The 25,795-nt window shown below is 60.2% G+C and carries 23 protein-coding genes and 2 tRNA genes; 9 read left to right on the forward strand and 16 right to left on the reverse strand.

Annotated elements, in window-relative coordinates; genetic code table 11:
- Positions 1-39 precede the first annotated feature (39 nt).
- From ruvX to SMD27_RS22450, 4 genes are all read right to left on the reverse strand, one after another.
- Entirely contained in the window at positions 40-528 is a 489-nt protein-coding gene (gene ruvX, locus SMD27_RS22435) for a Holliday junction resolvase RuvX (RefSeq protein ID WP_320510683.1), read from the reverse strand.
- Between the two features lie 139 nt (positions 529-667).
- Entirely contained in the window at positions 668-1,249 is a 582-nt protein-coding gene (locus tag SMD27_RS22440) for a Spy/CpxP family protein refolding chaperone (protein ID WP_320510684.1), read from the reverse strand.
- Positions 1,250-1,358: 109 nt separating this feature from the next.
- The gene (locus SMD27_RS22445) at positions 1,359-3,434 is read right to left on the reverse strand and encodes an oxidoreductase (RefSeq protein WP_320510685.1); all 2,076 of its coding nucleotides are present in this window, start codon (positions 3,432-3,434) and stop codon (positions 1,359-1,361) included.
- A 101-nt stretch (positions 3,435-3,535) separates the two neighbouring features.
- Complete coding sequence (locus SMD27_RS22450) at positions 3,536-4,063, reverse strand: flavin reductase family protein (RefSeq protein ID WP_320510686.1); 528 nt, start codon at positions 4,061-4,063, stop codon at positions 3,536-3,538.
- A 181-nt stretch (positions 4,064-4,244) separates the two neighbouring features.
- Between SMD27_RS22450 and SMD27_RS22455 the strand changes: the two genes are divergently transcribed.
- The 3 genes from SMD27_RS22455 to SMD27_RS22465 all read left to right on the forward strand — a co-directional run bounded on the left by SMD27_RS22455 (position 4,245) and on the right by SMD27_RS22465 (position 7,533).
- The gene (locus tag SMD27_RS22455) at positions 4,245-5,129 is read left to right on the forward strand and encodes a LysR family transcriptional regulator (protein WP_320510687.1); all 885 of its coding nucleotides are present in this window, start codon (positions 4,245-4,247) and stop codon (positions 5,127-5,129) included.
- 176 nt (positions 5,130-5,305) lie between these two features.
- Positions 5,306-6,454 carry a YbfB/YjiJ family MFS transporter gene (locus tag SMD27_RS22460; protein WP_320510688.1) on the forward strand — a complete coding sequence of 383 codons (1,149 nt, stop codon included), beginning with the start codon at positions 5,306-5,308 and terminating at the stop codon, positions 6,452-6,454.
- Positions 6,451-7,533 (forward strand): NAD(P)H-dependent flavin oxidoreductase, encoded by a 1,083-nt coding sequence (locus SMD27_RS22465; RefSeq protein ID WP_320510689.1) that lies wholly within the window; start codon positions 6,451-6,453, stop codon positions 7,531-7,533. The genes SMD27_RS22460 and SMD27_RS22465 overlap by 4 nt, the downstream gene beginning before the upstream one ends.
- 15 nt (positions 7,534-7,548) lie before the next feature.
- On the opposite strand, the gene SMD27_RS22470 is transcribed toward SMD27_RS22465, so the two are convergent.
- A complete protein-coding gene (locus tag SMD27_RS22470; protein ID WP_320510690.1) occupies positions 7,549-8,973 on the reverse strand; it encodes an MFS transporter in 1,425 nt (474 codons plus the stop codon).
- A 99-nt stretch (positions 8,974-9,072) separates the two neighbouring features.
- Between SMD27_RS22470 and SMD27_RS22475 the strand changes: the two genes are divergently transcribed.
- Positions 9,073-9,705: a helix-turn-helix transcriptional regulator gene (locus tag SMD27_RS22475; RefSeq protein ID WP_320510691.1), complete on the forward strand. Its 633-nt coding sequence runs from the start codon at positions 9,073-9,075 to the stop codon at positions 9,703-9,705.
- Here SMD27_RS22475 and SMD27_RS22480 read toward each other — a convergent pair.
- From SMD27_RS22480 to SMD27_RS22515, 8 genes are all read right to left on the reverse strand, one after another.
- The gene (locus SMD27_RS22480) at positions 9,702-11,321 is read right to left on the reverse strand and encodes a bifunctional metallophosphatase/5'-nucleotidase (RefSeq protein ID WP_320510692.1); all 1,620 of its coding nucleotides are present in this window, start codon (positions 11,319-11,321) and stop codon (positions 9,702-9,704) included. The genes SMD27_RS22475 and SMD27_RS22480 overlap by 4 nt on opposite strands.
- 117 nt (positions 11,322-11,438) lie before the next feature.
- A complete protein-coding gene (locus SMD27_RS22485) occupies positions 11,439-12,155 on the reverse strand; it encodes a phytochelatin synthase family protein (RefSeq protein WP_320510693.1) in 717 nt (238 codons plus the stop codon).
- 207 nt (positions 12,156-12,362) lie between these two features.
- A complete protein-coding gene (locus SMD27_RS22490) occupies positions 12,363-13,733 on the reverse strand; it encodes an aspartate aminotransferase family protein (RefSeq protein ID WP_320510694.1) in 1,371 nt (456 codons plus the stop codon).
- Positions 13,734-13,830: 97 nt separating this feature from the next.
- Positions 13,831-13,977 carry a hypothetical protein gene (locus SMD27_RS22495; RefSeq protein WP_320510695.1) on the reverse strand — a complete coding sequence of 49 codons (147 nt, stop codon included), beginning with the start codon at positions 13,975-13,977 and terminating at the stop codon, positions 13,831-13,833.
- Positions 13,978-14,029: 52 nt separating this feature from the next.
- Positions 14,030-15,379, reverse strand: coding sequence for a glutamine synthetase family protein (locus SMD27_RS22500; RefSeq protein ID WP_320510696.1), 1,350 nt, complete (start codon positions 15,377-15,379; stop codon positions 14,030-14,032).
- Positions 15,380-15,584: 205 nt separating this feature from the next.
- On the reverse strand, positions 15,585-16,316 hold the full coding sequence (locus SMD27_RS22505) for an META domain-containing protein (RefSeq protein WP_320510697.1): 732 nt from the start codon (positions 16,314-16,316) through the stop codon (positions 15,585-15,587).
- Positions 16,317-16,492: 176 nt separating this feature from the next.
- Entirely contained in the window at positions 16,493-17,611 is a 1,119-nt protein-coding gene (gene ald / locus SMD27_RS22510) for an alanine dehydrogenase (RefSeq protein ID WP_320510698.1), read from the reverse strand.
- 70 nt (positions 17,612-17,681) lie between these two features.
- Entirely contained in the window at positions 17,682-19,025 is a 1,344-nt protein-coding gene (locus tag SMD27_RS22515) for an aspartate aminotransferase family protein (RefSeq protein ID WP_320510699.1), read from the reverse strand.
- Positions 19,026-19,203: 178 nt separating this feature from the next.
- On the opposite strand from SMD27_RS22515, the gene SMD27_RS22520 reads away from it, so the two are divergent.
- The 3 genes from SMD27_RS22520 (at position 19,204) to SMD27_RS22530 (ending at position 22,160) form a co-directional block, all read left to right on the forward strand.
- Entirely contained in the window at positions 19,204-19,770 is a 567-nt protein-coding gene (locus SMD27_RS22520) for a cupin domain-containing protein (protein WP_320510700.1), read from the forward strand.
- Positions 19,771-19,971: 201 nt separating this feature from the next.
- Positions 19,972-20,193, forward strand: coding sequence for a hypothetical protein (locus SMD27_RS22525; RefSeq protein ID WP_320510701.1), 222 nt, complete (start codon positions 19,972-19,974; stop codon positions 20,191-20,193).
- 371 nt (positions 20,194-20,564) lie between these two features.
- Positions 20,565-22,160 (forward strand): APC family permease, encoded by a 1,596-nt coding sequence (locus SMD27_RS22530; protein ID WP_320510702.1) that lies wholly within the window; start codon positions 20,565-20,567, stop codon positions 22,158-22,160.
- A 97-nt stretch (positions 22,161-22,257) separates the two neighbouring features.
- Here SMD27_RS22530 and SMD27_RS22535 read toward each other — a convergent pair whose 3' ends face one another.
- From SMD27_RS22535 to rlmB, 3 genes are all read right to left on the reverse strand, one after another.
- Positions 22,258-23,304 carry a Fe(3+) ABC transporter substrate-binding protein gene (locus tag SMD27_RS22535; RefSeq protein ID WP_320510703.1) on the reverse strand — a complete coding sequence of 349 codons (1,047 nt, stop codon included), beginning with the start codon at positions 23,302-23,304 and terminating at the stop codon, positions 22,258-22,260.
- 251 nt (positions 23,305-23,555) lie between these two features.
- Positions 23,556-24,005, reverse strand: coding sequence for an EF-hand domain-containing protein (locus tag SMD27_RS22540; RefSeq protein WP_320510704.1), 450 nt, complete (start codon positions 24,003-24,005; stop codon positions 23,556-23,558).
- Between the two features lie 92 nt (positions 24,006-24,097).
- Positions 24,098-25,000, reverse strand: coding sequence for a 23S rRNA (guanosine(2251)-2'-O)-methyltransferase RlmB (gene rlmB, locus SMD27_RS22545; protein ID WP_320510705.1), 903 nt, complete (start codon positions 24,998-25,000; stop codon positions 24,098-24,100).
- A 301-nt stretch (positions 25,001-25,301) separates the two neighbouring features.
- On the opposite strand from rlmB, the gene SMD27_RS22550 reads away from it, so the two are divergent.
- Together SMD27_RS22550 and SMD27_RS22555 are read left to right on the forward strand one after the other, a co-directional pair.
- Positions 25,302-25,387, forward strand: a tRNA-Tyr gene (locus SMD27_RS22550).
- A 165-nt stretch (positions 25,388-25,552) separates the two neighbouring features.
- Positions 25,553-25,626: transfer RNA gene (locus tag SMD27_RS22555), tRNA-Gly, on the forward strand.
- Positions 25,627-25,795: the final 169 nt, after the last annotated feature.

Below are 25,795 nucleotides of genomic sequence, written 5' to 3' on the forward strand. Positions count from 1 at the left end.
TGCGGAAAGCGCAAAGGGGCATGCGTGACAGCATCCCACCTATCCCGGGCTTGCTCCATGCTCCTTCTGCCGCTGATGAAAATCCAGCGCTCCCTGCAAAATGAAGGCAGCCGCGGCCTTATCGACGTTTTTCGCCCGTTTGGCGCGGCTCATATCGGCTTCCAGCATGTCTCGGGTGACGGCGACGGTGGAGAGCCGCTCGTCCCAAAAGGCGATGGGGAGTTCGTGCAGTTGCAGGAAATTGGCGGCGAACTGGCGGACCGACTGGCAGCGCGGACCTTCGCTGCCATCCATGTTCAAGGGCAGGCCGATGACCAGGCCGCCGACCTGGCGTTCCTGGATCAGCTTGATCAGTTCCTTGGCATCGAGCGTGAACTTCGTGCGCCGGATGGTGGTGACGGGCGAGGCGACATGCAGCCCCGGATCGCTGATGGCAATGCCGATGGTCTTCTCGCCAAGATCAAGGCCGAATAATCTTTCGTGGCGGTGCAGTGCGAGGCAAAGAGCTTCGATATCAGAAAGAATCATGGAGCCAGCTCGGACATGAAGGATGTCCGACTATACGGGACGACTCTCCCCCTGTCAGCGGAGCTGATCGAAAGCGCGATCTCCAAAACCGCTACATCATGCCCATCGGGCCCCAGATTAACTGGTCTGCGGCCTTCTTTTACTCCGCACTCAACGCGTCATAAAGCGGCTGGAGGCTGCGCTCCATCGCGCGCAGCACATCGAGCTGCTGGGCCATGAAGGTTTCCTGCAGCTTCAGCCGTTCTGGCAGGGAAAGCGCGGCCTTTGCCTGCTCGCCAGTCATGGCGGCGCAATGCTCCGCCATCTTTCCGGCACTGTTGCGCAGATCGTCGGCGTAATGCTGCCACAAGCTTTCCTGTGCGTCGGTGATTTTCAACTCCGCCTTCAGAAAGGCCAGGCGGCCATCGATATGGCCGGCCATCGTTTCGCACATAAATGCGCCATGGCCGCGCCAGTCCATCATCTGCGGCCCACCATAGCCATGCCAGCCCATCGTCCCTGGCACACCATAGCCGTTCATCATCCACGGTCCTACTGCTCCGCCAGTCGCACCGCCCAGTCCCATCATTCCGGGGCCCATCATTCCGGGTCCCGTCCGAGGCACGCCGCCCTCAACCGCTTGGTCACCGGATTGATCGGGCGCCGCCTGCTGCGCGGTTGCCGCGCCGGCCACTGCCATTGCCATCAAGGTGCCAATGGCGATGCTTTTCCATGACATCATTCGCCTCCTTCAGACAGTAAGCGATAGATTACCATGGCTGTACCCCGAGCGCCCTCGGCCTTGATCAATTGCGCTTGATCAGGCGGGCACTGAAGCATCCAGATCGGCCTTATCCTTGCAGCAATTCCGCAATCTCGCGGCGGAAGGGGAGAGCATCGCCGATATCGGGCGTATCCAGTTCCTCGGCGAAGCGGCGGCCGGCATAGACGGCGATGGCGATTGTGCCGGGCGCCCAGGCATCGCCGATCCCCTTGACCGATTTCAACCCGGCATCGGCCCAGTCGCTCTGGCGTGCCGTGAGATCAAGATAAAGTTGGTCATGCGGCAACCGCGCTGTCACCAGGACGAGAGCGCCGCCGGCCCGGCTTGTCTCGCGGCCGGTATAGGAACAGCGCAAGGTGATCTCGCCGGGTGCTACGGCGGCGACGGCCTGATTGGTGATGATCTCGACGCCAAGCTCGATCAAGCGCGCCTGGATCTTGTGCTGTTCCATGGTGTTGCGCGACCAGTTGGAAACTTCGACCGACGCCGTGACGAAGGTGACCTTGTAATTGTCCTTGGCCAGCAATTCGGCGAGCACCGAGCCCATGTAATAGTGATCGTCATCGAAGACCGTGACTTCACGCGCCATGGGGCGCTTGCCGGCCATGAGATCATCGGGTGTCAAAACCTCGACGCCCTCGGCGATCGGCATGGGTTTCAGATGGGCGTGCGCGATGCCGTCGCGGCGCCAAGAGGCGCCGGTGGCGATGGCGACATGATCGTAGCCGAATTCCAGAATCTGCGCGGCGTCGAGAGCGCTGTCATAGAAAATCTCGACATTCGTCATCTTCTGCAGCTGATAGGCGCGGTAGTCGCGCACCCGGCCCCAGGCGGAGAGGCCCGGAAGCTTGCTCTCGCGCGCGACCCGGCCGCCCAATTCCCTCGTCGCTTCCGCCAGCGCCACCTCATAGCCGCGCACGCCCAGCGCACGGGCCGCTTCCAGCCCGGCCGGACCGGCGCCGACGATCAGGATGCGGCTGTCGCTGTCTTTGGGACGGATATATTCCGGATGCCAGCCCTTGCGCCATTCCTCGCCCATGGCGGGGTTCTGGGTACAGCGGCTCGGCGACATGGTGAGATCGCCGCTCACACAGATATTGCAGCCGATGCATTCGCGAATGTCCTCGATACGGCCTTCCTCGATCTTCTTCGGGATGAAGGGATCGGCGATCGAGGGGCGCGCCGCGCCGATCAGATCGAGGATGCCGGATTTGATCTGCCGCACCATGAGATCGGGCGAGGTGAAGCGGCCGACACCCACGATGGGCTTGCTGGTCAATTTCTTCACGCCGATGACGAAGGGCTCTTCCGCAGCTTCCTCGGTGAAGCGCGAGGTGCGGGAATCGTTGCTCCAGTCGCTTAGCGTGAGATCCCAGAGATCGGGCACTTCCGCCATGCGCTCGATGACTTCCATCACCTCGGCCTTGTGGATGCCCTCGGTGCCGATCAACTCATCCATGGCGATGCGGATCGCCACGGCCGAAGTGTCGCCGACCGCCTCCTTGGTGTCTTCGGTGATCTCGCGCAGCAGGCGCATGCGGTTTTCCAGGCTGCCGCCATATTCGTCGGTGCGGTGATTGAACTGCCGCGACAGGAAATGCTGCAGGATGCTGAAGCCATGGGCGGCATAGACATAGATGATGTCGAATCCGCATTTCTTGGCGCGGATCGCCGCGTTCTTGTGCCAGCGGCGCAGATTGCGGATGTCCTGGTGATCCATTGCGCGCGCTTGCAAGGGATCGTAAGTGAAGGTGGCGATCGGCAGATGGCTCGGCCCCAGCGGCACTTCGCGAGTATAGAAATTGGCGCCGTTCATGCCGTTATAGGCAAGCTCGATCCCCGCCAGCGCATCGTGCTCGTGAATCGCCTCGGCCATCTTGGTGAGGGCCGGCATGTCACGATCGTCCCACAGGCGCAATTCGATGAAGGGCGTGATTTCCGAGGTGTGATGGATTTCCACCTGCTCGGTGCAGATGACGGCCCAGCCGCCTTCGCCCTTGATGCCGCGCATGCGCGCTACCGCCGACGGATCGCGATAGCCGAGGCCGTTGCAATGTGGCACCTGATAGAACCGGTTCTTAGCCGTCACGGGGCCGATCTTCACCGGCTCGAACAGGATGTCGTAACGGGACTCGCGGGTCATCGAAGCATCTTTGGTTGGGGAAGCATCCTTGGCAGGACTGCTCGGCGTCGCTGGACGGTGCAGATTCATATTCGATGTCGGCCTGATAATAATGGAAAAGGTCAGATGAGGGGATCGGGCTTGCCGTATTGGCGGTCCCAGTAGAGCAAAGGCGGCAGGGCGCGGCTGATCGCACCCAGCACCTTGCCGATAAAGATTTCATGGCTGCCGGCGGGATGTTGGGCAAAGACTTCGCAATCCAGGCTGGCGACCGAGCCTTCCAGTTCCGGCGCGCCGCTGCGGGCGGGAAGCCAGTTGCCGCAGCTGAAATCGAAAGCCTGGCCGTCGCGCGGCCGGCCGGCGAAGCAGTCGGCGATATGGGCCTGATCGGCATTCAAAGCGTTGACGCAGAAGACGCCGTTGCGCGTGATGGCCGCAACGGCCGGACTGCGGCGGTTGAGACAGGCAAGGATCAAGGGCGGCTCGGCGGAAACCGAACTGACGGCGCTCACTGTGATGCCGAAGCGACCGGCAGGGCCGTCCGTCGTGACAAGATTGACCGGAGTGACATTGGCGCGCATGGCCGCGATGAAATCTTCGGCGGCCACGGCGTGGCGCAAGAGATCGTCCGGTGCCAAAACTTGTGCCATTTCTTCCTCCCAAGCTGATGAACAGCTCATAAGCAACAAAATGGCACCGACACAGCATTTGTAAAATAAATTTAGAAGAACAACGGGATTTGATAATCCTATGTAGCAGGCATAGATTTAATCTTTAATGGCGCCGGCTTTGGCCCAAAGCTATCACTATCGATGATGACCGGAGGCGGCAATGGATTTGGCCGATTTGCGCGTATTTGAAGCCGTGGCACGGCTAGGCGGAATGAATCGCGCCGCCGCTGAATTGAACATGGTGCAGTCCAATGTGACGGCCCGGATTCGGCTTCTCGAAGAGCGCCTTGGCGTCCCGCTCTTCGAACGGCACAGCCGTGGGGTGAGCCTGACCGGTTCCGGCCAGCGCCTGCTGCCCTTTGCCCTCGAGGCGCAACGGCTGCTGGATGATGCACGGCGCGCAGTGACCGACGACGGGACGCCGAAAGGCAGCCTCACCATCGGCTCGCTGGAAACAACGGCGGCCCTGCGTCTGTCACCGCTGCTGACACGTTATGCGGCACTTTACCCGGCGGTCGATCTGGTGCTGCGGACCGGGACGACCCAGGAAATGATCGAGGCCGTGCTGGATCACCGCCTGGAAGGCGCCTTTGTCTGCGGTCCCGTCAGCCATCCGGATCTCGATGAAACCGCGATCTTTCGCGAGGAACTGGTTCTCGTGACCGCGCCAACGATTTCCGGCTTGGCCGGTCTCGCAACACGCAGCGATCTCAAGCTCGTGGTGTTTCGCGCCGGTTGTTCCTATCGTCAGCGCCTGGAAACCTTGCTTGGCCGGCACGGCCTCGTGGGGCTGCGCCTGCTCGAATTCGGGACTTTGGATGCGATCATCGGCTGCGTTGCTGCCGGCATCGGTATTTCGCTCTTGCCGCGCGTGGTCGTCGCGCGGGCTGCGGAGGCTGGTCGGGTCAGACTGCACGACCTACCGGCGCCGGAAGCGCAAGTGGAAACAGTCTTTGTCAGCCGCACCGGCGCTTATCGGTCCAACGCTCTATCAGCTTTCCTGGATCTCGGGACTACTTCGGTTGCAACCGACCTCGCAGCCTGAAGGGGTATCTCCTGTACAGATATCATTTATCTTATAAAATCGTTTTTAGAGATGCCTAGGAAGTCCTAGCTTTCCATGAGGGAAGCGAGGGCAACATGAGACCGGCATCTATCTCAACGTCAGTTTTCGGACCATCCGCGGATAACAGCGATGTCCGGCAGCCATCGGCCCGCCGGATGGCGATTGCGGGGTTCTGTGCGAGCCTCGTTGGCATCGGACTGGCGCGTTTCGCTTATACGCCGTTGCTGCCGGCAATCATCCAGGCGGATTGGTTCACGGCGCCGCAGGCTTCCTATCTGGGTGCTGCCAATCTCATCGGCTATCTGCTGGGGGCGATGGCCGCCGGCGGATTTGCCCATCGGCGCGGCACCGCGACTTTCCTACGCCTGATGATGGCGACGGCGACGATCTCCGTCTTCGCCTGTGCCTGGCCTGTTTCCTTTTCATGGTTCTTCGCCTGGCGGCTGCTCGCCGGAATTGCCGGCGGAGCACTGATGGTTCTTGCCGCGCCCGTAATCCTGCGCCGCGTCGAAGCGCGCCAGACGGGCATGGTGACAGGCGCAATCTTCACCGGCATCGGCGTTGGCATTGCGATCTCGGGCACCTTGATGCCGTTGCTTTTGCAATATGGTCTGACGGCAAGCTGGCTGGGGCTTGGCGCGGTGGCCATTCTGCTGACGCTGATGGCTTGGCGTGGCTGGCCGTCCGATGACACGGCACTGGCGGCATCGCAGGCTGCTGCACCTTCGTCCGCCTCACTCTCCTCGGCGCGCAGCCGCCCTGTTCTCATCTTCTCGCTGCAATATGGCCTGAATGCCGTTGGCTTGGTGCCGCATATGATCTTCCTGGTGGATTTCATCGCCCGGAGCCTCGGCCGCGGCGTGGAGATCGGCGCCGTCTATTGGGTGCTGTTCGGCCTGAGCGCGATGCTGGGTCCGATCCTCGCCGGCCTTGCGGCCGATCGCTATGGTGCGCGGGCGACATTACGTGTTGCTTATGTTTTGCAAGCCTTTGCCGTCGCGGCATTACTGATCACCGATGATCCGGTCTGCCTCGGCGTCTCGGCTTGCATCATGGGCGCACTGACACCCGGTGTCGTGCCTTTGGCCCTGGCGCGCTTGAAAGAGTTGCTGCACGATCCGGTGGTGCGTCACCGCGCCTGGTCCGGCGCCACCGCCACCTTCGCGGTGGGACAAGCGGCAGCTGCCTATGGCTTTACTGTTCTGCTGGCGCAGTCGGGCAGCTACACGCCTGTCTTTGCCGTAGCCGCGATCTCTCTGGTTATTGCCTTCGGGTTGGATCTGATGGTGAGGAGCCGAACATGAGTATCTCCAAGTTGATGCAGAAACTGGATATGACGCATCCGATCATCCAGGCGCCCATGGCCGGTGGCGGGGATACGCCGCCGCTGGTTGCGGCGGTCTCCGCTGCCGGTGGCTTGGGATCGATCGGTGCGGCTTATCTGTCGCCAGCGCAGATCGCGGAAGCGGCGAGGCAAGTGCGGGAAAAGACCGACCGGGCTTTCGCGATCAATCTCTTCGCGCCATTGCCCGTACCGGACCGTCCGTCGGAGACGCGAGCGGCAATCGAGCGGCTGAAGGCCTTCTATGAAGAACTGGGCCTGCCGGAGCCGGAATTGGCAGCGACCGCCAGCACGGATTTCGATGCGCAGCTGGCGGCCGTCTTGGAAAGTGGTGCGCGCGGTTTCAGCTTCACCTTCGGCATGGTACCGGAAGCAGCCATCGCCGCTGCGAAGTCCAAAGGGCTCGTGGTCATGGGCACGGCAACCACCGTCGATGAGGCCGTTGCCCTGGAACGGGCCGGTGTCGACGCCGTGATTGCGCAGGGCAGCGAAGCTGGCGGCCATCGCGGCAGCTTCCTCACCGATTTCGAGATGGCAATGGTCGGCACCATGGCCCTGGTGCCACAGGTGGTCGATGCGGTGAAGATTCCCGTGATCGCTTCGGGCGGCATTGCCGATGGCCGCGGTCTCGCTGCCGCCCTGGCGCTGGGCGCCGAAGCGGTGCAGATCGGTACCGCCTTCCTCACCACCGAAGAGGCCGGCATCGCCGAGGCCTATAAGGAGCGGTTGCTGGCGGTGACGGAAGTAGAGAGTAGATTGACCCGTGCTTTTTCCGGGCGGCCGGCGCGCGGCCTCGTCAACCGTGTGATGACGAAAGTGGAAGATCCGGCTCTGGCGTCAGCCGTCCTGCCGTTCCCCTGGCAGAACGCGCTGACCCGCCCGATGCGCAGCGCCGCCACCCAACAGAACAAAACGGATTATCTGTCGCTCTGGGCCGGCCAGGCTGTCCGCCTGCTGCGCCGGCAAAAGGCGGCCGATCTTGTCACCAGTCTTGTCACGGAGATGGAAACGACGATCGACCGGCTTCGCCGACGCAAGTAATCTCTTGCCGGAGGACTAGGCTGATGCAGCAATCAGCCGGCGGAACCGCAGGGCGCAGAGAACGATGCCGAAGGCGACCAGCGCGCTGACGCCGAAGACTGTGATCGGCACAGCGGCCGGGATATCGGTGGCACCGAAGCCACCGAACCCGGCGGCATTGCCGAGCAATCCTGCAAGCGCTGCACCCACTGCGGCGCAAATGCTTTCCAAGGTCGGAATGGCCCCGGAGGTGACGTCGCGCTCCTCCGGTTTCGCAGTGCCGATGATGTTCTCGGTATAAAAACCGTAGCTGAGACCGAAGCCGCAGCCGATCACCGCCAAGGCAAGTCCGCCGATCGCCAGCGGCAGCATGTGCCAGAAAACGAGAACGCTCAGCCCGATGGCCAGGCAGGCCGGTCCAACGATCAGCATCGTCCGGCCGAGATGTTGGCCGATACGGCTGACATAGATCGCCGAGGCCGACCAGGCCAAAGCAACGATGGCGGCGAACTGCCCCGAGAAGAAGACGGAATGACCATATCCCACCTGGACGAAATAGGTCATGTAGATCGGCGGGCCGGCCTCGGCACCGAACATCAGCCCGATGATCCAGACGCCGAGTGTGGACGGATTCGCCAGCGACAAAAGATTGCGCGGGAACAGACGCTGCGCGCTGCGCCGGTCGAGATAGAAGCACAAGGCGATGAGGGACAAGGTAAGAATAATCAGCGTCGTCGCCCGCGGCACGTCGCGGGTGGCGCCGGCGAAGGAGACGGCGCTGATGGCGATGCCGAGGATCAGCAAGCGACCGAGCGGCAGGCCGTTCCGGTTGCTGGCTTTGGCATAATGTCCGGCGCGGTCGCTGGCGACCAGGATGAGGAAAGTGAGGGCCAGCAAGGCCATCGGCACGAAGGCGATGCGCCAGGAGATCCAGGCGGTCAGCAAGCCGGCAAGCGAGGGGCCGATCAATGTGGCCAGCGCCCAGACCACCGCGAGAATGCCGAAGGCCGGGTTCACCTCCTTTGGCGCCAGCGCCTCACCCACAAGGATATAGCAGAGCGCCATGACCATGCCTTCGCCCAGTCCCTGCAGGGCGCGGGCCAGAAGAAAGATCTCCATGTTCGGTGAGGCCAGGCCGAGCAGATTGGCGGCGATGACGACCAGACCGGAGAGGATGAGCATTCGCCGGGTGCCGAACCGGCCCTTGAGAAAGCCGGCACTGGCGGCGCCTGGAATCGACAAGGCCAGAAAAGCAGTCGTGCCCCAACTCAGCAGTTCCGGCTTGCCCAGTTGCAGCACCACGCTGGGCATGATGGTCGAAACCAGGAACCAGCCGAAGGCTTGAAGCGAAACGCCGATATTTATCGTCCAGGTGATGCGAGCCTTCGGGCCGAACAGCAATGTCGTCCAGGTAACCGGCTCATCCCGCATCTCCAATGTTTCTCCCAGCGCAGACTGCATCTTTCTGTTCCATCTCTATCCTTGCCAGACAGAGCTAGGGGAGGAAAATTTAACAAGCAAATACTTTTCTTATTCGGTCGCCTGTGACATCATCCCGCCATGAATGAGCAACGTAGCACCGCTCGCATTCTTCGCCTGCTGAAATTACGCGGCGCACAAAATGCCGAGGCCATCGCACGGCATCTGAAGATTACCGCCGTGGCGGCACGGCAACATCTGGGTGGCCTGGCGAATCGTGGTCTGATCGTTTTCGAGGACCGGCGCGAAGGGGTAGGGCGTCCGAAACGCTTCTGGTCGCTGTCCAAGGCCGGCCATGACTATTTCCCTGAGAACCATGCCGGGCTGACGCTGGAACTGATTGCGGCGGTCCGGGCGGTTTTTGGCCAGGCCGGCTTGGACCGCGTCATCCGGCACCGCGAAGCGCAGGCATTGAAACAATATCGTGCCTTGGTGGGGGAGGGCGCGCTGAAGCAGAAGGTGCGGCGCCTGGCGGCCCAGCGTTCCGCCGAAGGTTATATGGCCCATATCCAGGATTTGCCGGATGGCGGCGTGATGTTGCTGGAGCGGCATTGCCCGATTTGCGCAGCAGCCAGCACTTGCCAAGGTTTCTGCAAATCGGAACTGACGCTTTTTGCCGAAGCCCTCGGGCCTGATATCGAGGTGAAGCGTACCGAACACATCGTCAGTGGCGCCGAGCGCTGCGCCTATGAAATCCGCCCCAAGGAAGCTTAATTCAGGTCTCGGCCGGGACCGTGAACCGCTGCGACGCGACCATCGAGATAAGGCTTATAGCCGGTGTGGTGCATCAGATAGTCGCTGACCACGTCTTCCAGATTGGGGCCGAAGTCGTAAGCCTTCTTGCCATTTTGCACGAAGACCGCATAGCCATCGCCGCCAGCCCGCATATAGTTGTTACTTACAATGCCATAGGTCTTGGCAGGATCGAGCGGCACGAACGCCTCGCCTTGCTTCACCTGAACGGCGACCACGCGTTTGCCGGCGGGTTTCGTCTTATCGAAGCTGTATCTGAGGCCCGCGACCTGCGGGAAGCGCCCCGCACCGTCATCGATGCGGCTGAGGCCGTTTTCCAGCGCCGCGACTACTTCCGCGCCGGTCAGCTGGAACGTCGCCAGCGTGTTCTGGAAAGGCAAGACTGTCAGCACATCACCCAGCGTGATATCGCCGGCGCCGAACGAGGCGCGCAGGCCGCCGCCATTCTCGATGGCGATGTCGATGCCTTGGCCCTTGACCCGGTCGAGCATCGCATCGGCGATGAGATTGCCCATGCTGCATTCCTCTTTGCGGCAGGTGGAGGCATCGATCACGGCACCGGCTGAGCCAATGACTTGTTGGCGCATCTTTTCGATCGGCTTGGAGAGTTCCCAGATACGCGCAGTGATCGCCGGATCTTCCGGGATCTTGGAATCGAGCAGGATCGGATCCCCCTTCGCCGCCTTGACGACCCCCTGATCGTCGAAGGTGACCGTGATTTCGCCCAGATATTTGCTATAGGAGGCCGCCGTTACCACCGGCACGTCATAGCCGCCGGGATTTTTCACCATGGTGGGATAGGGTCCGGCAGCTTTCGGATCATGATTCGCGAGCAGCGTATGCGAATGGCCGCCGACAACGACATCGATGCCGGGAATTTTGGCGATAACGGCCATGTCGCGGGCATAGCCGACATGGGTGAGGGCGATGATCTTATCGATACCTTGCGCTTTTAGCTGATCGGCGGCGGCTTTGATAGCTGCTGCGTCATCGGTGATCCTCACATGCGGTCCAGGTGTGGCGCTTTCCGGCGTATCATTGGTGACCGCGCCGATGATGCCGATCTTCTGGCCGCCGCGATTCAGGATCACGAAAGGTTTGATCCGGTCGCGGAGCTTGGATGCCGCATCGGTCACCACATTTGCGCCCAGCACCGGAAATTGTGCCTTGTCGAGAAAGGGCGCCAAAGCGGCTTCGCCATCGTCGAATTCATGATTGCCGACCGTCATGGCGTCGAGCTTCATGTCATTGAGGAACTCGAGCTCGGCCGCACCTTTATAGGTCGTGTAGAAAAGCGATCCTTGGAAATTATCGCCGGCATCGAGGAGGATGACGTTCGTGCCCTTAAGGGCTGCGCGGCGCTGATCGATCGCCTTTTCTAGCCGAGCAACACCGCCGATACAGGTAAGCTTACTTGGTTCTGTCGTGGAGCAGGTGGCATCGTATTTGTTGATCGGTTCGATGCGCGAATGGAAATCGTTGAAATGCAGAATGGTGAGCCGGTAATCGGCGAAAGCGGGGGAGCACATCGCCGAGATTGAAATGGTCAGGGCAGCCGCGACGCAGGATTTCCGCATTCTCTTCCTCACCGAAAATCGATCCTAGACAAAACTTCCCATAAGGGAGCTGCGGATATTTGACAATAGTGCAGAAAGTTTCGCCGGTGGTGAGGCTGGATGCTTGCCGGGCCCGTTTCAGCGGCTGATTTCGAGAAAGCCGCGGCTGCGGTTATCGTTATCCCGGTCCGGCGTATTCATTGCCGCGAAAAGGTCGGAAGCGGTTACCCAGACCGGCGGATATTTGTAGCGTGAAACATCCAGGATCAGAAATCGGTCGCTATCGGCATCATAAGCGGCCAAGGGTGAAATATGCCCATATTTCTGCTGGCCGAGCGCGGAGCGCAAATAGTTGACGATGACATATTGTCCGGCCGTCTCCAGGCGTGCCCGGACATCACGGCGGAACGCATCCAGGTTTGTGTCCGATGCATGACGCACCGCGGCCTTGAGGCCGAAAGCCTTGGCCAGCGCACCTAATTGGTCCAATGTCATGCCGTTTTCTTCGATGACAGTTCGCGGTAGCACGGCTTCGGCCTGGGCCGTGAAAATATTCGACTGATCGAAGGCGCTGAACGGCGCCAATTCCTCCGATGCCGGTGCCGGAACCTTCAATGCATTCAGCACCATGACAAGCGAGGCGACGCCGCAGAAAGCCTGGTTCTGCTGTGTGACGAATTGCTCACTCAAAGCGAAATAGGCCTTTGTCGCCTCGGCGCCGACCAGCAGCTTTTCGCCCTCCGTGCTGTCGAAGGGGATGAGATTGGCTGGCACCGGCAGCGTATCGGCCCGAAGCGGAAGGGCGAAAGACAGGCTGAAGGCAGCCACGGCGAATAAGTAGAGAAGGCGCGGCATCGATCACCTCCAAGGCAGATCAATGGACAGCGACTGCCGTCAGATTGAGAGGATTTATTAAGGGAATCAAGTGGGAGCTGTCAGGGAAGCAGCTGCGATTGATCCGGAAATGGTAACATGGGAATTAAGCCGTAATTCCTTCCGCCAGCAAAAAGCCCCGATGCAATGGCGCATCGGGGCCTTGCTTGATCGCTATCCGAGCGTCGCTTAGAGACCGACATCCTTGGCGGTCAGGTCCAAGGCTTCCTGCGTCAGCTTCATGAAGTCGTCGATATCGCCCTTGGTCCAGGTCAGAGATGGCGAGATCAGCATGGTGTCGCGGGTCGCGCGCATGACGAGGCCGAGGCGGAAGCAATGATCGCGGCAGATCGTGCCGGTATCGCCCACTGGCTGGAAGGTCTTGCGGTTATTCTTGTCCTTCACCAGCTCGATGCCGCCCATCAGGCCGACATTGCGAACTTCGCCGACCAAAGGATGGTCGAGCAGTTCCCACAGCCGCTTGGTGAGATAGGGGCCGGTTTCGTCATGCACCCGCTCGACCAGTTTTTCCTCGCGCAAGATGCGGATGTTTTCAATCGCCACGGCGCAGGAAACCGGATGGCCCGAATAGGTATAGCCATGGCTGAAATCGATGCCGCTGTTCAGCACATCGGCGACGCGGTCGGAAACCATGATAGCGGAAAGTGGCATATAGCCCGAGGTGATGCCCTTGGCCATGGTCATGAAATCGGACTCGATGCCGAAATATTCGGAGCCGAACCAGTGGCCGGTACGGCCGAAGCCGCAGATCACTTCATCGGCAATCAGCAGCAGATCGTATTTCTTGCAGATTTCCTGAATTGCCGGCCAATAGGTCATCGGCGGAATGATGACGCCGCCGGCACCTTGGATCGGCTCGCCGATGAAGGCGGCGACATTCTCGGCACCGAGTTCCAGGATCTTGTCTTCCAGCGCCTTGGCGCAGAGCTTGCCGAATTCCTCCGGCGTGCTGCTGCCGCCCTCGCCATACCAATAAGGCTGGCGGATATGCACAAAGCCGGGCAAGGGCAGGTCGGCCAGCTCATGCATATAGTTCATACCACCGAGCGAGGCTGCCACCATGGTCGAGCCGTGATAGCCGTTGGTGCGGCTGATGATGGTCTTTTTCTTCGGCTGCTTCTTCAGGTTCCAATAGCTGCGCACCATCCGGACGATGGTGTCGTTGGCATCCGAACCTGACTGGCCGTAGAAGACGTTGTTGAACTGCTTCGGCGTCATGTCGACCAGCAGCTTCGACAATTCGGCCACCGGTGGATGGGTGGTCTTGAAGAAGGTGTTGTAATAGGGCAGTTCCTGCAGCTGCTTATAAGCAACATCGGCAATCGACTTGCGGCCATAGCCGACATTGACACACCAAAGGCCGGCAAAGGCGTCGAGCAGGCGGTTGCCTTCGGAATCCCACAGATGGGTGCCTTCCGCCTTGGTGATGACGCGGCTGCCGATCTCATGCAGCTGTGCATTATCGGAGAAGGGATGGATGTGATGGCGGTCCTGGGCCTGCCATTCGGTCGTGCTATTGCGCTTTGGCTGTGCGGTCATGATCTCATCCTTTAAACAATATATGCCGAATGGGCTTCGCAGCATCGCCACGATCCGCGAACCCATGAAGATTCTCTAGCTGGTGCCGCGAGGCGATTTAGGGATTGAAATTGATCCGGGCCGTCAGAATCAGCCGTTCCGAGCGCAGGCTGCGGACAGGGCCGCAAATGACACACCGATCGATCGCATCTTGGCGATCGATCGGTGCTATGCGCGTCAGATAATGCGTGCGGTTCTCAGCCATGTCAGGAGCCTAGCAAAGGCCCCGCTTGGCTGCAACCTCACAGCCTGCAACATTACACGTTCAGCAAGAGATGCTCGCGTTCCCAGGAACTGATGACATTGGCATAGGCCTCCAGTTCCGTGAGCTTCACGATCGACAAAGCCTTGACGAAGCGCTCGCCGAGCAAGGCCCGGACGGGCTTGCAACTGCTGAATTTGTGCAAGGCCTCGTTCGCCGTTTTCGGCAGCGTATGGGCCATGCGGTAGGCCGAGCCCTGGATCTGATTGCTCGGCTTCAACCGTTCGGTCATGCCCAGGTAACCGCATACCAATGACGCGGCGATGGCCAGGTAGGGATTGGCATCGGCGCCGGCCAGCCGGTTCTCAATCCGTCGGCTGGACGAATTTGAAATCGGCACGCGCAGACCACAGGAGCGATTGTCGATTCCCCATTGCACATTGATGGGTGCGTCGAAACGCGGCCGCAAACGGCGATAGGAATTCACGTTCGGCGCCAGCATCGGGACGACATGCGGCAAATAGCGCTGCAAGCCGGCGACGTGATGGCGGAACATCGCCGTGTCGCGTCCCTTGGTGTCGGCGAACAGGTTCTTGCCGGTCCGGCGTTCCACCACCGATTGGTGGATATGCATCGAGCTGCCCGGCTGGTTCGATAGCGGCTTCGCCATGAAGGTGGCGTAGACATTGTGCTTCATCGCTGCCTGACGGACGGTGCGCTTGAACAGGAAAGCCTGGTCCGCCAATTCCAGCGGATCGCCATGATTGAAGTTGATCTCCATCTGCGCCGCGCCCGATTCATGGGTCAGCGTATCGACATCGATGCCGGAGAGTTCGCAGAACTTATAGACATCCTCGAAGATGTGGTCGAACTCATTGACCGCATCGATGCCATAGGCCTGGCTGCCACTTTCGGGACGGCCGGAGCGGCCGATCGGCGGCAAGAGAGGCAGATCGGGGTCGGTATTGACCTGTACCAGGAAGAATTCCAGCTCTGGCGCGATGACCGGCTTCCAGCCCTTTTCCTCATAGAGGCGCAGGACCTTCTTCAACACTTCGCGCGAGGCGATTTCCACCGGACGGCCATCTTCGTAATAGGCGTCCTGAATGACCTGGGCAGTTGGATTCTTATACCAGGGGACGAGGCGGATCGTATCCGGATCCGGCTTCAGATAAATATCGGGATCCTCGTCCGATCCGATATCGTCGTCGTCAACATCGGGATATTCACCGGTGACGGTTTGAAGAAAAATGCTCATCGGCAGGCGCAGGCTGTGATCCTTGACGCCCTTTAAAAACTTGCCCGCCGGCAGGATCTTGCCGCGGGGAATACCGTTCAAATCCGGTACTAAACATTCAACCTCATCGACGTTGCGCTCGGCAATCCATTCGTCGAGATACTTCATGACACACACGAAAATGGTTTCTTTTCACCGGCTGCTTACCAGCGAATTGCGTGCACAGATTAGTCAAGACAAAGACATTTGTCTAAGCAGCCAGGCCAAAAATCCGGATTCAGTTACATATCAGTCTGCAATTATCCGGAATTTTCCTGGCTGGGCAGGGAGTTGGGACAAGACCTCCAATTTTGCAATGGAGATATCCGGCAAGTCATTGCTCACTTGCTTCACGCCGGCATTGCTGCTGACTGGCGGTGGTGAGGTCCTCGAATAATGCGCCGTCGCCCTTGCTCCAGAAGCGGTAAGAGTCGTTGGTAAAAGAAGCGCCGTCGGCCTTGGGTTCAGGCAGCAAGGTGGTGGCCTTGCCATCGCCGCGGCGAAGCACCAACTGGCCGGTGAGGGGACTATAAGTGGTATCGAGGTTCTCGCCACCGTCACAATGGTAGCGCTGCTGCGTATCGGGTCCGACCGCCGCAAAGGTCAGGCTGCGGCCATCGGCGGTGGCGATGGTGAGCTGGTCCTCGGCAACGCCATAGGCTGTGGCATGGCTGAGAAGGTCGAGCACGTCGCGCTCCTGTTGATCGAGTTGGCCCAGGCAAGCCATACGCGTCGATCCCATCTGGCCGATGGAAATCTCCGCATCACCGATCTGCCGGTATTCGCCGAAGAAGCGATTGCAACCGGTGGAGCCGCCGAAACGCTGCTCCTTGGCATCGAATTGCAGGAAGGCGACGTTCTGCAAGTCGTCGATGACATGTTGTGGCGCGGAATACGTGCCATAGCTCATCAGCCGCCAGCGCGTGCCTTTCAGCTCACCCCCGGTCAAAGCCGGATTGCTGGCCGCGATCCTGGTTGCGTCGCGATTGCTGTCGCCGACGGGCTGGGCGCAGGCGCCCAGGGCGATCAGGCTGGCGGTCAGGACGGGAATCAGCAGGCGGTTCATGAGGCGCTCTCGAAAGTGGATATAGACAGCATTATCGGAAGCTTTACGGGCAGGCCGCAAGAGGGATCGGGGGCACAAGCCTGTGATGATACCTGTAACTTGCCAATAGGCAGCGCCCGCAAACGAAAACGGCGAGGCTGATGCCTCGCCGTTTGCCTTGGGTCTTGCGCCGCGGCTTAGAGGCCGAGCGCTTCCTGCGGCGCGGTGAACTTCAGCTTCAACGCCTGGGCAACGGCCTTGTAGGTGACCTTGCCATCATGAACGTTGAGGCCTTCCATCAGATGCGCGTCATCGGCCAGCGCCTTCCGGTAACCCTTATTCGCCAAGGCAATGGCGAAGGGCAGGGTGGCGTTGTTGAGCGCGAAAGTGGAGGTGCGGGCAACCGCGCCCGGCATGTTGGCGACGCAATAATGGGTCACGCCGTCGACTACATAGACCGGATCGGCATGGGTCGTCGCATGGCTGGTTTCGAAGCAGCCGCCCTGGTCGATGGCAATATCGACCACCACCGAGCCGTTACGCATCGCCTTGATCATCTTCCGAGTGACGAGCTTCGGGGCCGCAGCGCCGGGGATCAGCACGGCGCCAATCACGAGATCGGCGTCGGTGACATAATGCTCGATGGCATCGACGGTCGAATAGATCGTGTTGAGCTTCGAGCCGAACATCTCGTCCAGCTGGCGCAGACGGTCAAGCGAACGGTCGATGACCGTCACTTGGGCTTCCATACCCATGGCCATGCGGATTGCGTGGGTGCCGGACACGCCACCGCCGAGCACGACGACATTCGCCGCCCGCACGCCGGGCACGCCGCCCAGCAGAATGCCGGCGCCGCCCGGTTCCTTTTCCAGGTAATGCGCGCCCACCTGAACCGACATACGGCCGGCCACTTCCGACATCGGCGCCAGCAAGGGCAGGCCACCGCGGGCATTGGTGACCGTTTCGTAAGCGATCGCGGTCGCACCCGACTTAATCAGGCCTTCGGTTTGCTGCGGATCCGGCGCCAGATGGAGATAGGTATACAGAAGTTGGCCCTTGCGCAGCATCTTGCATTCCTTGGGCTGCGGCTCCTTCACCTTGACGATCATTTCGGCTTTAGCGAAGACCTGTTCGGCGCTGCCGACGATCGAGGCTCCAGCGGCCTTGTAATCCTTGTCGCTGAAGCCGATACCGGCGCCGGCATTGGTTTCGACGATCACTTTGTGACCGTGATGAACCAGTTCACGGACCGAGGACGGCACCAGGCCGACGCGGTATTCGTGATTCTTGATCTCCTTGGGCACGCCAATGAGCATGGTAGTCACTCCTAGATGTGGTCTGCGGGCCGACATGGCCCGCAGACACGGCTCATGAAAATGGGTGGGATCAGTCGAGCGTCTTGAGGACGCCGGACAGGATGTCGAAGATTTGGTCGATATGGCTCTTTTCGGCGATCAGCGGCGGCGACAGCGCGATGATATCGCCCGTGGTGCGGATCAGCAGGCCCTTTTCGTAGCACTTCAGGAAGGCGTCAAAGGCGCGCGCGGTCGGCTTGCCGGGGATCGGCTCCAGCTCGATCGCGCCGATCATGCCGAGATTGCGGAGATCGATGACGTTCTTGGTCCCCTTCAGGCCATGCAGCGCTTCTTCCCAATAGGGTGCAAGCTCGTTGGCCCGGTTGAAAAGGTCTTCGTCCTTGTAGATGTCGAGCGTCGCCAAAGCGGCGGCGCAGGCCACCGGATGGGCCGAATAGGTATAGCCATGGAACAGCTCGATCATGTTCTCGGCGGCGCTATCCATGAAGGCATCATAGATGCCTTTACGCACCCACACGCAGCCCATCGGAATGGTGCCACTGGTCAGGCCCTTGGCGGAGGTGACGATATCCGGCTGAACGCCGAAATATTCCGTCGCGAAGCTCTTGCCGAGACGGCCGAAACCGGTGATGACCTCATCGAAAATCAGCAGGATACCGTGCTTGTCGCAGATCTGGCGCAGCTTCTGCAGATAACCCTGCGGCGGCAACAGGACGCCGGTCGAACCGGCAACCGGCTCGACGATGACGGCGGCGATATTGCTGGCGTCATGCAGCGTGACAATGCGTTCCAGCTCATCGGCGAGATGGGCACCCCAGGCCGGCTGGCCGCGGCTGAAGGCCTGTTCCTTCAGATTGAAGGTATGCGGCAGATGATCGACGCCATTCAGCAGCGAGCCGAAGACCTTGCGGTTCGAGACGATGCCGCCCACCGAGATACCGCCGAAGCCGACACCATGATAGCCGCGCTCACGGCCGATCAGGCGCTGGCGCGTCCCCTGGCCCTTGGCGCGATGATAGGCAATGGCCATCTTCAGCGCGGTATCGACCGATTCCGAACCGGAATTGGTGAAGAAGACGTGGTCGAGGTCGCCGGGCATCATCGCTGCCAGGCGCGAGGCCAATTGGAAGGCGGCCGGATGGCCCATCTGGAAGGCCGGCGCGTAATCGAGATTGGCGATCTGCTTGGAGACGGCTTCGGTGATCTTCTTGCGGCCGTGACCGGCATTGCAGCACCACAGGCCGGCCGTGGCATCCAGCACCTTCCGGCCTTCGATCGTCGTGTAGTGCATGTTCTCGGCGCTGACGAACAGGCGCGGCTTCGACTTGAACTGCCGGTTTGCCGTGAACGGCATCCAGAAGGCTTCCATATTGTTCGGGCTGGGCTCGAAGGAGGCGGCGGCTTGAGCTGACATCGGATACCCCATAGAGGCTGGTGAAGATCGCGGCACACTAGCAATGTTCAGTAAAGTAAACAAGTTTGGATCAGGCCCTTTGTAGGGCTTCCCGTGAAATTTATGAATTTGCGGCGCTGCACACATTGCGGTTGGCCGGGGTGCTTAGTATATTGAGCGCTCACATAGAGGATTGTGCATGACAGTCACCGATAGTGACGGCTTCGATTTAGGTGCGCGGCTCAAATCATTGCGGGAGTCGCACAACCTGTCCCAGCGCGAATTGGCAAAACGCGCCGGGGTCTCCAACGCCATCATTTCGATGATCGAGCAGAACCGCTCTTCGCCCTCGGTTGGCCTGCTGAAGAAGCTGCTGGAGGGCTTTCCGATCTCGCTCGCGGAATTCTTTGCCATGGAAGCGCCGCCGCGACCGCAGATCTATTACACTGCCAAGGAACTGGTGGAACTGGCCGGCGGGCAAATCTCCTATCGCCAGGTCGGGCGCGATATGACCGGCAAGGCCATCCAGATCATGCACGAGCGATATGCCGCCGGCGCCGATACGGGCGAACAGATGCTGAGCCACGAATCCGAGGAAGGCGGTGTCATCATCCGTGGGCGCCTGGAAGTGACGGTCGGCGATCAGGTCCGGGTGCTGGGTCCCGGGGACGCCTATTATTTTGACAGCCGCACGCCCCACCGCTTCCGTAATATCGGCGAGGAAGAATGCGAAGTGGTCTCGGCCAACTCGCCGCCCAGCTTCTGATAACCCGGTCCGCGCGATTTCCCGAAAATTAACCTTAATGCCTAAATTTGGTGAAAATTCCGATCCGAAATTGCTTGTCACGGTTGTACTAGAGGATCATTTAGAAGAGAGTCCGACCAGAGCGTCGCGTCCGGACATTGTTTCCGGCGCCTCATGGGAGCGCTGCTTGGCGGGCATCGGCGGTGCGAAAGGAGCATGGCGATGGATATTTCTTCAGCAATCGGGATCGCTGCCACTTACGAAGCGGCGCGCAATGCCGGTGTGCAGCAGGCGACCTCGACGGGCAATTCTCAGGAAGCCCAGCGGGAAGCTGCGAAACAGGCGCAAGACCTGGATTTGAAGCGCACGGATGTCGTGCCGGGCGTCAATGATCAGCCGAAGGTCGAGGATACCCGGGACAAGCGTCTCAGTGTGACCGTCTGATCGAGTACTCTTTTTTGAAATAGCTCAACGGCGCCGTAACTGGCGCCGTTCGCGTTTAAGGCACAGCTGGTTCCTAGGTCCACTCACCTAGCCGCAGCGCCTGAGCGATGTCATTCCAGAAGGGCTGCTTTGTCGTTTTGGGACGATGGTGAGACAGGTAGAGCCCGCCGGTTTGATTTATACTCTCATCGGACCGGGTGAATGGCAGATGTCGTGCCATCTGCCGCAAGCTGATCAGCCACGGCCATGATTGTTGATTTCCACCCGTTACCGTTTCTGTTTGTCGTATGTCGCAGCCGCCGATGATGGCTGATGAAAGACACCGCTCGACGGCCCGATAGCGACATTGCTGTCCAGGGGAGGAACGTCTGATGGCGACAACAACAACAAGCCACGAGATGGTTCGCGACGTCAATTGGACACAGGTGGTCTTCGTCGCGGCCGGTGTGCCGGCGCTGGTTCTCTTTTCCATGGGTGGCATCTCCGCTACCGTGGGCGCGCCAGCCTGGCTGGTTTGGACCATCTCGGTGCTTTTCGGTTTTGCGCAATCCTTCACCTATGCCGAGATTGCCGGTTTACATCCGTCGAAGACCGGCGGCACGGCGGTGCATGGGGCGACAGCGTGGATTCGCTACAGCCAGATTCTGGCGCCGCTGTCTTTGTGGTCCAACTGGCTGGCCTGGACGCCGGTTCTTGCCATTGGCACAGGTCTAGGTGCCGGCTATCTGCTCTCAATCTTCTTCGAGCCGGGCTCATCCATCTTGAGCTGGCAGGTGACGCTGCTCGATCTCGGCTTCGTCTCCGAAGGACTGACCCTGCGTATCAATGCGACCTTCCTGCTGGGTGCAGCCATCATGCTGGTCTGTTTCGCCATTCAGCATCGCGGCATTCTGCGCACCGCGCAAATTCAGGCATTGTTGACGATCGCCTCACTCCTGCCCTTGTTCATCGTCTGTATTATCCCGCTGTTACAGGGCAAGGTGCTCATGAGCAATTTCGAGCCCTTCACGCCGCTCGCGACACAAGACGGGCAGGTCGTCCCGGGGGCCTGGGACAAAGGCGGCATCCTGCTGTTCTGCGGCGGCCTCTTCATTGCCGCTTGGTCGACCTATGCGTTTGAAACCTCGGTCTGTTATATGAGCGAGTTCAAGAATCCCGGCCGCGATATGCCGCGGGCGATCATCGTTTCCGGGCTGATCTGCATCGTCGCCTATATCATCATTCCGGTGGTGTTCCAGGGTGTGCTGGGGACCCAGAAGATGCTCGATCCCGGCATCGCCGATGGCTCGGGGATCGGCTTGGCTTTGGCCAGCATGATCGATGCCGGGCCCATCATTACGAAGCTCCTGGTGCTGGCGCTGCTGTTAAGCTTGATCCTTGCGATTATGACGGCGATGGCGGGGTCATCGCGCACGCTTAATCAAGGCGGGCAAGATGGCTGGCTGCCGCGCTATCTCGGCTACGTCAATCATCACGGGGCGCCGACGCGGGCGATGTGGACCGATCTCGCCTTCAATCTGGTTCTGCTGGCGATGTCGAATTATCTGTTCGTGCTCGCGGTTTCCAACTGCAACTACCTGATCTTCAATTTCCTCAATCTCAATGCCGGGTGGATTCACCGCCTGGATAATCCACGGGTGCCGCGGCCTTGGCGCTGCCCCAACTGGCTGCTGGCCCTGGGGACGATCCTCGCTTACGTCAATGCCTTTCTGCTTGGCGCCGGCGCCAATGTCTGGGGCAAGGGCACGCTGCTTGCCGGATTCATTTCGGCGGCCCTGGTGATCCCGTTCTTCCTCTATCGTCATTACGTGACGGATAAAGGTGTCTTCCCGGCTCATATGCAGCGCGATCTGATTCTTCGCGGCGAAACCACCCTGGGCCCCAAGCATGCCGGCATGCTTCCATATCTTGCTTTAGCCGGCGGCATCGCCGCCTGCCTGCTCGGCTATGTCATCTTCTGGCGCTGACTGTCGGCTCCTCCGCCGGCTAGGAAAGCGTTGCCGCAAACGGAAAGCCCCGATGCGGTTGCATCGGGGCTTTCCGTCGCGCTATCTGCTTTGACCGTCAGCGCCAGCCGACGCGGTCCATCAGTTCCACGGCTTCCGGATTGTTCTTGCCAAGGGCCGAGACATGCAGGCTGTCGGCTTTGAAGGTTCCCCAGCTCGCGACGATATCCGCCGGCTTCACATCCGGCCGGGCAGGGAATTCGAAATTCACGTCGGTCAGCAGGCGCTGGACTTCAGGGCTGATCATGAATTCGAGGAACTTAATGGCATTCTCTTTATGCGGCGCATAGACGGTGACGCCGGCACCCGAGACATTGATATGGGTGCCGCGATCCTGCTGGTTCGGAAAGAACACGCCAATATGCGCAAGCGATTTCTTGAGCTGTTCATCGTTACCGGCGAGCAGCCGCGCGAAATAATAGGTGTTGCTGATGGCGACCGTGCCTTCACCGGCGGCTAGCGCCTTGATCTGCTCGATATCGCCGCCTTGCGGTTTGCGGGCGAAATTCTCGACCAGGCCCTTGGCCCAGGCTTCGGTCTTTTCCTCGCCGATACTGTCGATCATCGCGGCGACCAGCGATTGGTTATAAATGTTGTTGGAGGAGCGGACGAGAATCTGGCCCTGCCATTTCGGATCGGCAAGCGCCTCATAGGTCGAGAGCTCACTCGGCTTCACTTTCTTCTTGTCATAGATGATGACGCGGGCGCGGGTGGAGAACGCATACCAGCGGCCTTGCGGATCGCGCAGATTAGCCGGGACATGCTCTTCCAGCTCCTGGGATTTGATCGGCTGCAGCAGCTTGTCTTCTTCCGCCCGCCACAGATTACCGGCATCGACCGTGATGAAGAGATCCGCCGGGCTGCTTTCGCCTTCCAGCTTGATGCGCTGGAGCAGTTCCTCCGCCTTGCCCTGGATGACCTTCACCTGAATGCCGGTCTTTTCGGTGAAGAGCTTATAGATCTGATCGTCCGATGGATAATGACGGGAAGAATAGATGTTCACGACCTTCTCCGAATCGTCCGCTTGCGCGGCAGATATCGAGGTCGAACCAATGGCGAGGGCCGCGACGGCGGCGATCTGCAGGAAACGACGGAGGCGCAGCATCTTGCATCCTTTGGTGATGGTTCTGTCAAAGCCGAAGACCAACGGTCTGGCCCCAATGGTCTGGCCGATCACTGCCGGACTATGCGGAGCTCGTCAGTCCGCAAGCTCTTTCTTCGCCTTATTCGGTAGCGGATCAGCCAGCCGCATATATAGGTTGCAGATGCCGAGATTGCAATTGATAGTTATTCGCATCTCGCTCCTGAAACGAGATGCGATGCTTCCTGACAAGAGTGATCAGCTGAAGGCGGGGATTATTCGTTGTCGCCGCCGGCGACCGCCATGAATTCATCCTTGGTCACCATGCCGTCCTTATTGGTATCGGCCAGATTAACGACCCGGACACAGAAGACCATATATTCATCCAGGCTGACAAAGCCGTCCTGGTTTTCGTCGGACAGCTGGAAGCGGCGGGTATAGCGCTTGATGACGTCCTCGCGATCCTGGGGGATGCCATAGACATATTCTTCCAGGCTCAGCTTGCCGTCGTGGTTTTCGTCCGTGCGCTTGAAGTCCTTGCTCTCGACCCGCTGCATATCGGCGAGCGTGAAACTGCCCCTCTTCTGCTGGTCGAGCCGGTTGAAATAAGCGAGCGCGGATTGCGTATTGCTGATCTCTTCGGCCTGGGCGGTAGCGGCGAGCAAAGTGGCGCCTGCAACCAGACCGGTGGCAAGAATGGCGAGGCGGCGGGAAATGAATGTCATGGTCGCTCGGTAGGTGTCTGTTGCGGGGCGGGGGATACCCGGCAGAGGATATCAGTGCATCGCGCATGGGGCGATCACTTCTTCCTTACTCCTCAATCTGCCGCTGTGGCCTGCGGGGGCCCGGCGCGGACCAGTTCATAAAGCGCGACGGCCGCCGCGTTGGAGACGTTGAGGTGACTGATCGGACCGCTGGTCGGCAGCCGCACCAGCAGGTCGCAATGATCGCGGGTAAGACGCCGCAGACCGGGGCCTTCTGCCCCCAGCACCAGCCCTACTTTGCCGCTCAATTTGGCACCGGCCAGATCGCTGCGCCCCTCGGCGGCAAGGCCGGCCAGCCAGAAGCCCGCCTCTTTCAGCTGCTCCATGGCACGGGCGAGATTGCCGACCCGCACCAGTGGCACCAGTTCCAGGGCGCCGGAAGCGGCCTTGGCCAAGGTACCGGTTTCGGGCGCGGCGTGCCGCTCGGTCAGGATGACGGCAAGGGCGCCGAAAGCCGCGGCCGAGCGCAGGATCGCACCGACATTATGAGGATCCGTCACCTGATCGAGGATCAGGACCCGGGCATGGTCCTGCGAACCGGCTAGGTCGCAGATTTCATAAAGGTCGATTTCCGGCAGCGGCGCGACCCGGGCAGCGATGCCTTGATGAACCGCCCCTTCGGGCAGAAGCCGCTCCAGAACCGGGCGGTCGATTGGCTCCCAGGGCGGCAGAACGCGCTCGGCGTCTCGGCCGGCCAAGCTCTCATCCACAGGCGTTTCGCCGCTGAGATGCACCAACCGCTGGATGTGGCGCCGGGGATTGGCCAAAGCGGCCGCCACGGTATGATGGCCGAAAAGCCAATAGGGGTCTTGGGGACCGCCTAGCTGCCGGCTGGCAGGACGAAAATCCTCATTCTCCGGATGGCGAGTCGCAGTGCGTGGGGTAGAGCGGGGGCGCTTGGCATCCCGTTCGGCCCGGTAGGCCGCCGCCGGAGATGATTTCGCTCGCCCAGCCACGGGGGTTTCGTCCCATTGTTCCCTCCGGCCCTTGAAAGCTCCTGGCCCGGACACAAATTTACTTTTGCGATCAGCGGATTGCGGTCCTCTGGGTGAACGGCCGCCGGATTTGCCGGCCTTCTGCTTGCGCTGCTTCATGATGGGACCTATTATCTCGCCTACATTGGGCGTTATCGCAAGCTTCCTTCGCGCCGCCAAAAAAAACGGCGCGAGAGGGAGTTTTTCGTGTGTTTTCAAGTTGACACCGGACGGTAAATGCTCATAAGTCCGCATCTCCCGCATGGCGGGGTCGGAACGGATTGGAAGGGTGCCCGAGTGGCTAAAGGGGACGGGCTGTAAACCCGTTGGCGTCAGCCTACGTAGGTTCGAATCCTACCCCTTCCACCAACCAGCCCGAGCGTGGGAGGGCGACAACGTCAGGTGTTCCAAGCCTTTGCAACCATTGGCCCTGGGATATTGGTCGGAAATCGTTGCGTGTGGAGGTCATTCGGCAATCGGCACTGCGCTGACGATGGTGAGCGCTGGCACGGTGGCGGGGCCGGCATGAAACGGGCGGGTGTAGCTCAATGGTAGAGCTCCAGCCTTCCAAGCTGGCTACGCGGGTTCGATTCCCGTCACCCGCTCCAAACGCCGATTGCGACGGCCGCCTCTGACGAAGCGGGTTTAGGTATTTAAGTGGCCGAATGGCCTTGAGAGCTGGTCATAGGATTGGAAGAGCATGGCGAAGGCGAAATTTGAGCGGAACAAGCCGCACTGCAACGTTGGGACGATTGGCCACGTTGACCATGGTAAGAC

Source organism: Dongia soli (assembly GCF_034044715.1).
Taxonomy (GTDB): Bacteria; Pseudomonadota; Alphaproteobacteria; order Dongiales; family Dongiaceae; genus Dongia_B; species Dongia_B soli.

Coding starts and splice junctions, on each gene's coding strand:
- ruvX (WP_320510683.1), bottom strand. CDS start 528: ATGATTCTTTCTGATATCGAAGCTCTTTGCCTCGCACTGCACCGCCAC.
- SMD27_RS22440 (WP_320510684.1), bottom strand. CDS start 1,249: ATGATGTCATGGAAAAGCATCGCCATTGGCACCTTGATGGCAATGGCA.
- SMD27_RS22445 (WP_320510685.1), bottom strand. CDS start 3,434: ATGACCCGCGAGTCCCGTTACGACATCCTGTTCGAGCCGGTGAAGATC.
- SMD27_RS22450 (WP_320510686.1), bottom strand. CDS start 4,063: ATGGCACAAGTTTTGGCACCGGACGATCTCTTGCGCCACGCCGTGGCC.
- SMD27_RS22455 (WP_320510687.1), top strand. CDS start 4,245: ATGGATTTGGCCGATTTGCGCGTATTTGAAGCCGTGGCACGGCTAGGC.
- SMD27_RS22460 (WP_320510688.1), top strand. CDS start 5,306: ATGGCGATTGCGGGGTTCTGTGCGAGCCTCGTTGGCATCGGACTGGCG.
- SMD27_RS22465 (WP_320510689.1), top strand. CDS start 6,451: ATGAGTATCTCCAAGTTGATGCAGAAACTGGATATGACGCATCCGATC.
- SMD27_RS22470 (WP_320510690.1), bottom strand. CDS start 8,973: ATGCAGTCTGCGCTGGGAGAAACATTGGAGATGCGGGATGAGCCGGTT.
- SMD27_RS22475 (WP_320510691.1), top strand. CDS start 9,073: ATGAATGAGCAACGTAGCACCGCTCGCATTCTTCGCCTGCTGAAATTA.
- SMD27_RS22480 (WP_320510692.1), bottom strand. CDS start 11,321: ATGCGGAAATCCTGCGTCGCGGCTGCCCTGACCATTTCAATCTCGGCG.
- SMD27_RS22485 (WP_320510693.1), bottom strand. CDS start 12,155: ATGCCGCGCCTTCTCTACTTATTCGCCGTGGCTGCCTTCAGCCTGTCT.
- SMD27_RS22490 (WP_320510694.1), bottom strand. CDS start 13,733: ATGACCGCACAGCCAAAGCGCAATAGCACGACCGAATGGCAGGCCCAG.
- SMD27_RS22495 (WP_320510695.1), bottom strand. CDS start 13,977: ATGGCTGAGAACCGCACGCATTATCTGACGCGCATAGCACCGATCGAT.
- SMD27_RS22500 (WP_320510696.1), bottom strand. CDS start 15,379: ATGAAGTATCTCGACGAATGGATTGCCGAGCGCAACGTCGATGAGGTT.
- SMD27_RS22505 (WP_320510697.1), bottom strand. CDS start 16,316: ATGAACCGCCTGCTGATTCCCGTCCTGACCGCCAGCCTGATCGCCCTG.
- ald (WP_320510698.1), bottom strand. CDS start 17,611: ATGCTCATTGGCGTGCCCAAGGAGATCAAGAATCACGAATACCGCGTC.
- SMD27_RS22515 (WP_320510699.1), bottom strand. CDS start 19,025: ATGTCAGCTCAAGCCGCCGCCTCCTTCGAGCCCAGCCCGAACAATATG.
- SMD27_RS22520 (WP_320510700.1), top strand. CDS start 19,204: ATGACAGTCACCGATAGTGACGGCTTCGATTTAGGTGCGCGGCTCAAA.
- SMD27_RS22525 (WP_320510701.1), top strand. CDS start 19,972: ATGGATATTTCTTCAGCAATCGGGATCGCTGCCACTTACGAAGCGGCG.
- SMD27_RS22530 (WP_320510702.1), top strand. CDS start 20,565: ATGGCGACAACAACAACAAGCCACGAGATGGTTCGCGACGTCAATTGG.
- SMD27_RS22535 (WP_320510703.1), bottom strand. CDS start 23,304: ATGCTGCGCCTCCGTCGTTTCCTGCAGATCGCCGCCGTCGCGGCCCTC.
- SMD27_RS22540 (WP_320510704.1), bottom strand. CDS start 24,005: ATGACATTCATTTCCCGCCGCCTCGCCATTCTTGCCACCGGTCTGGTT.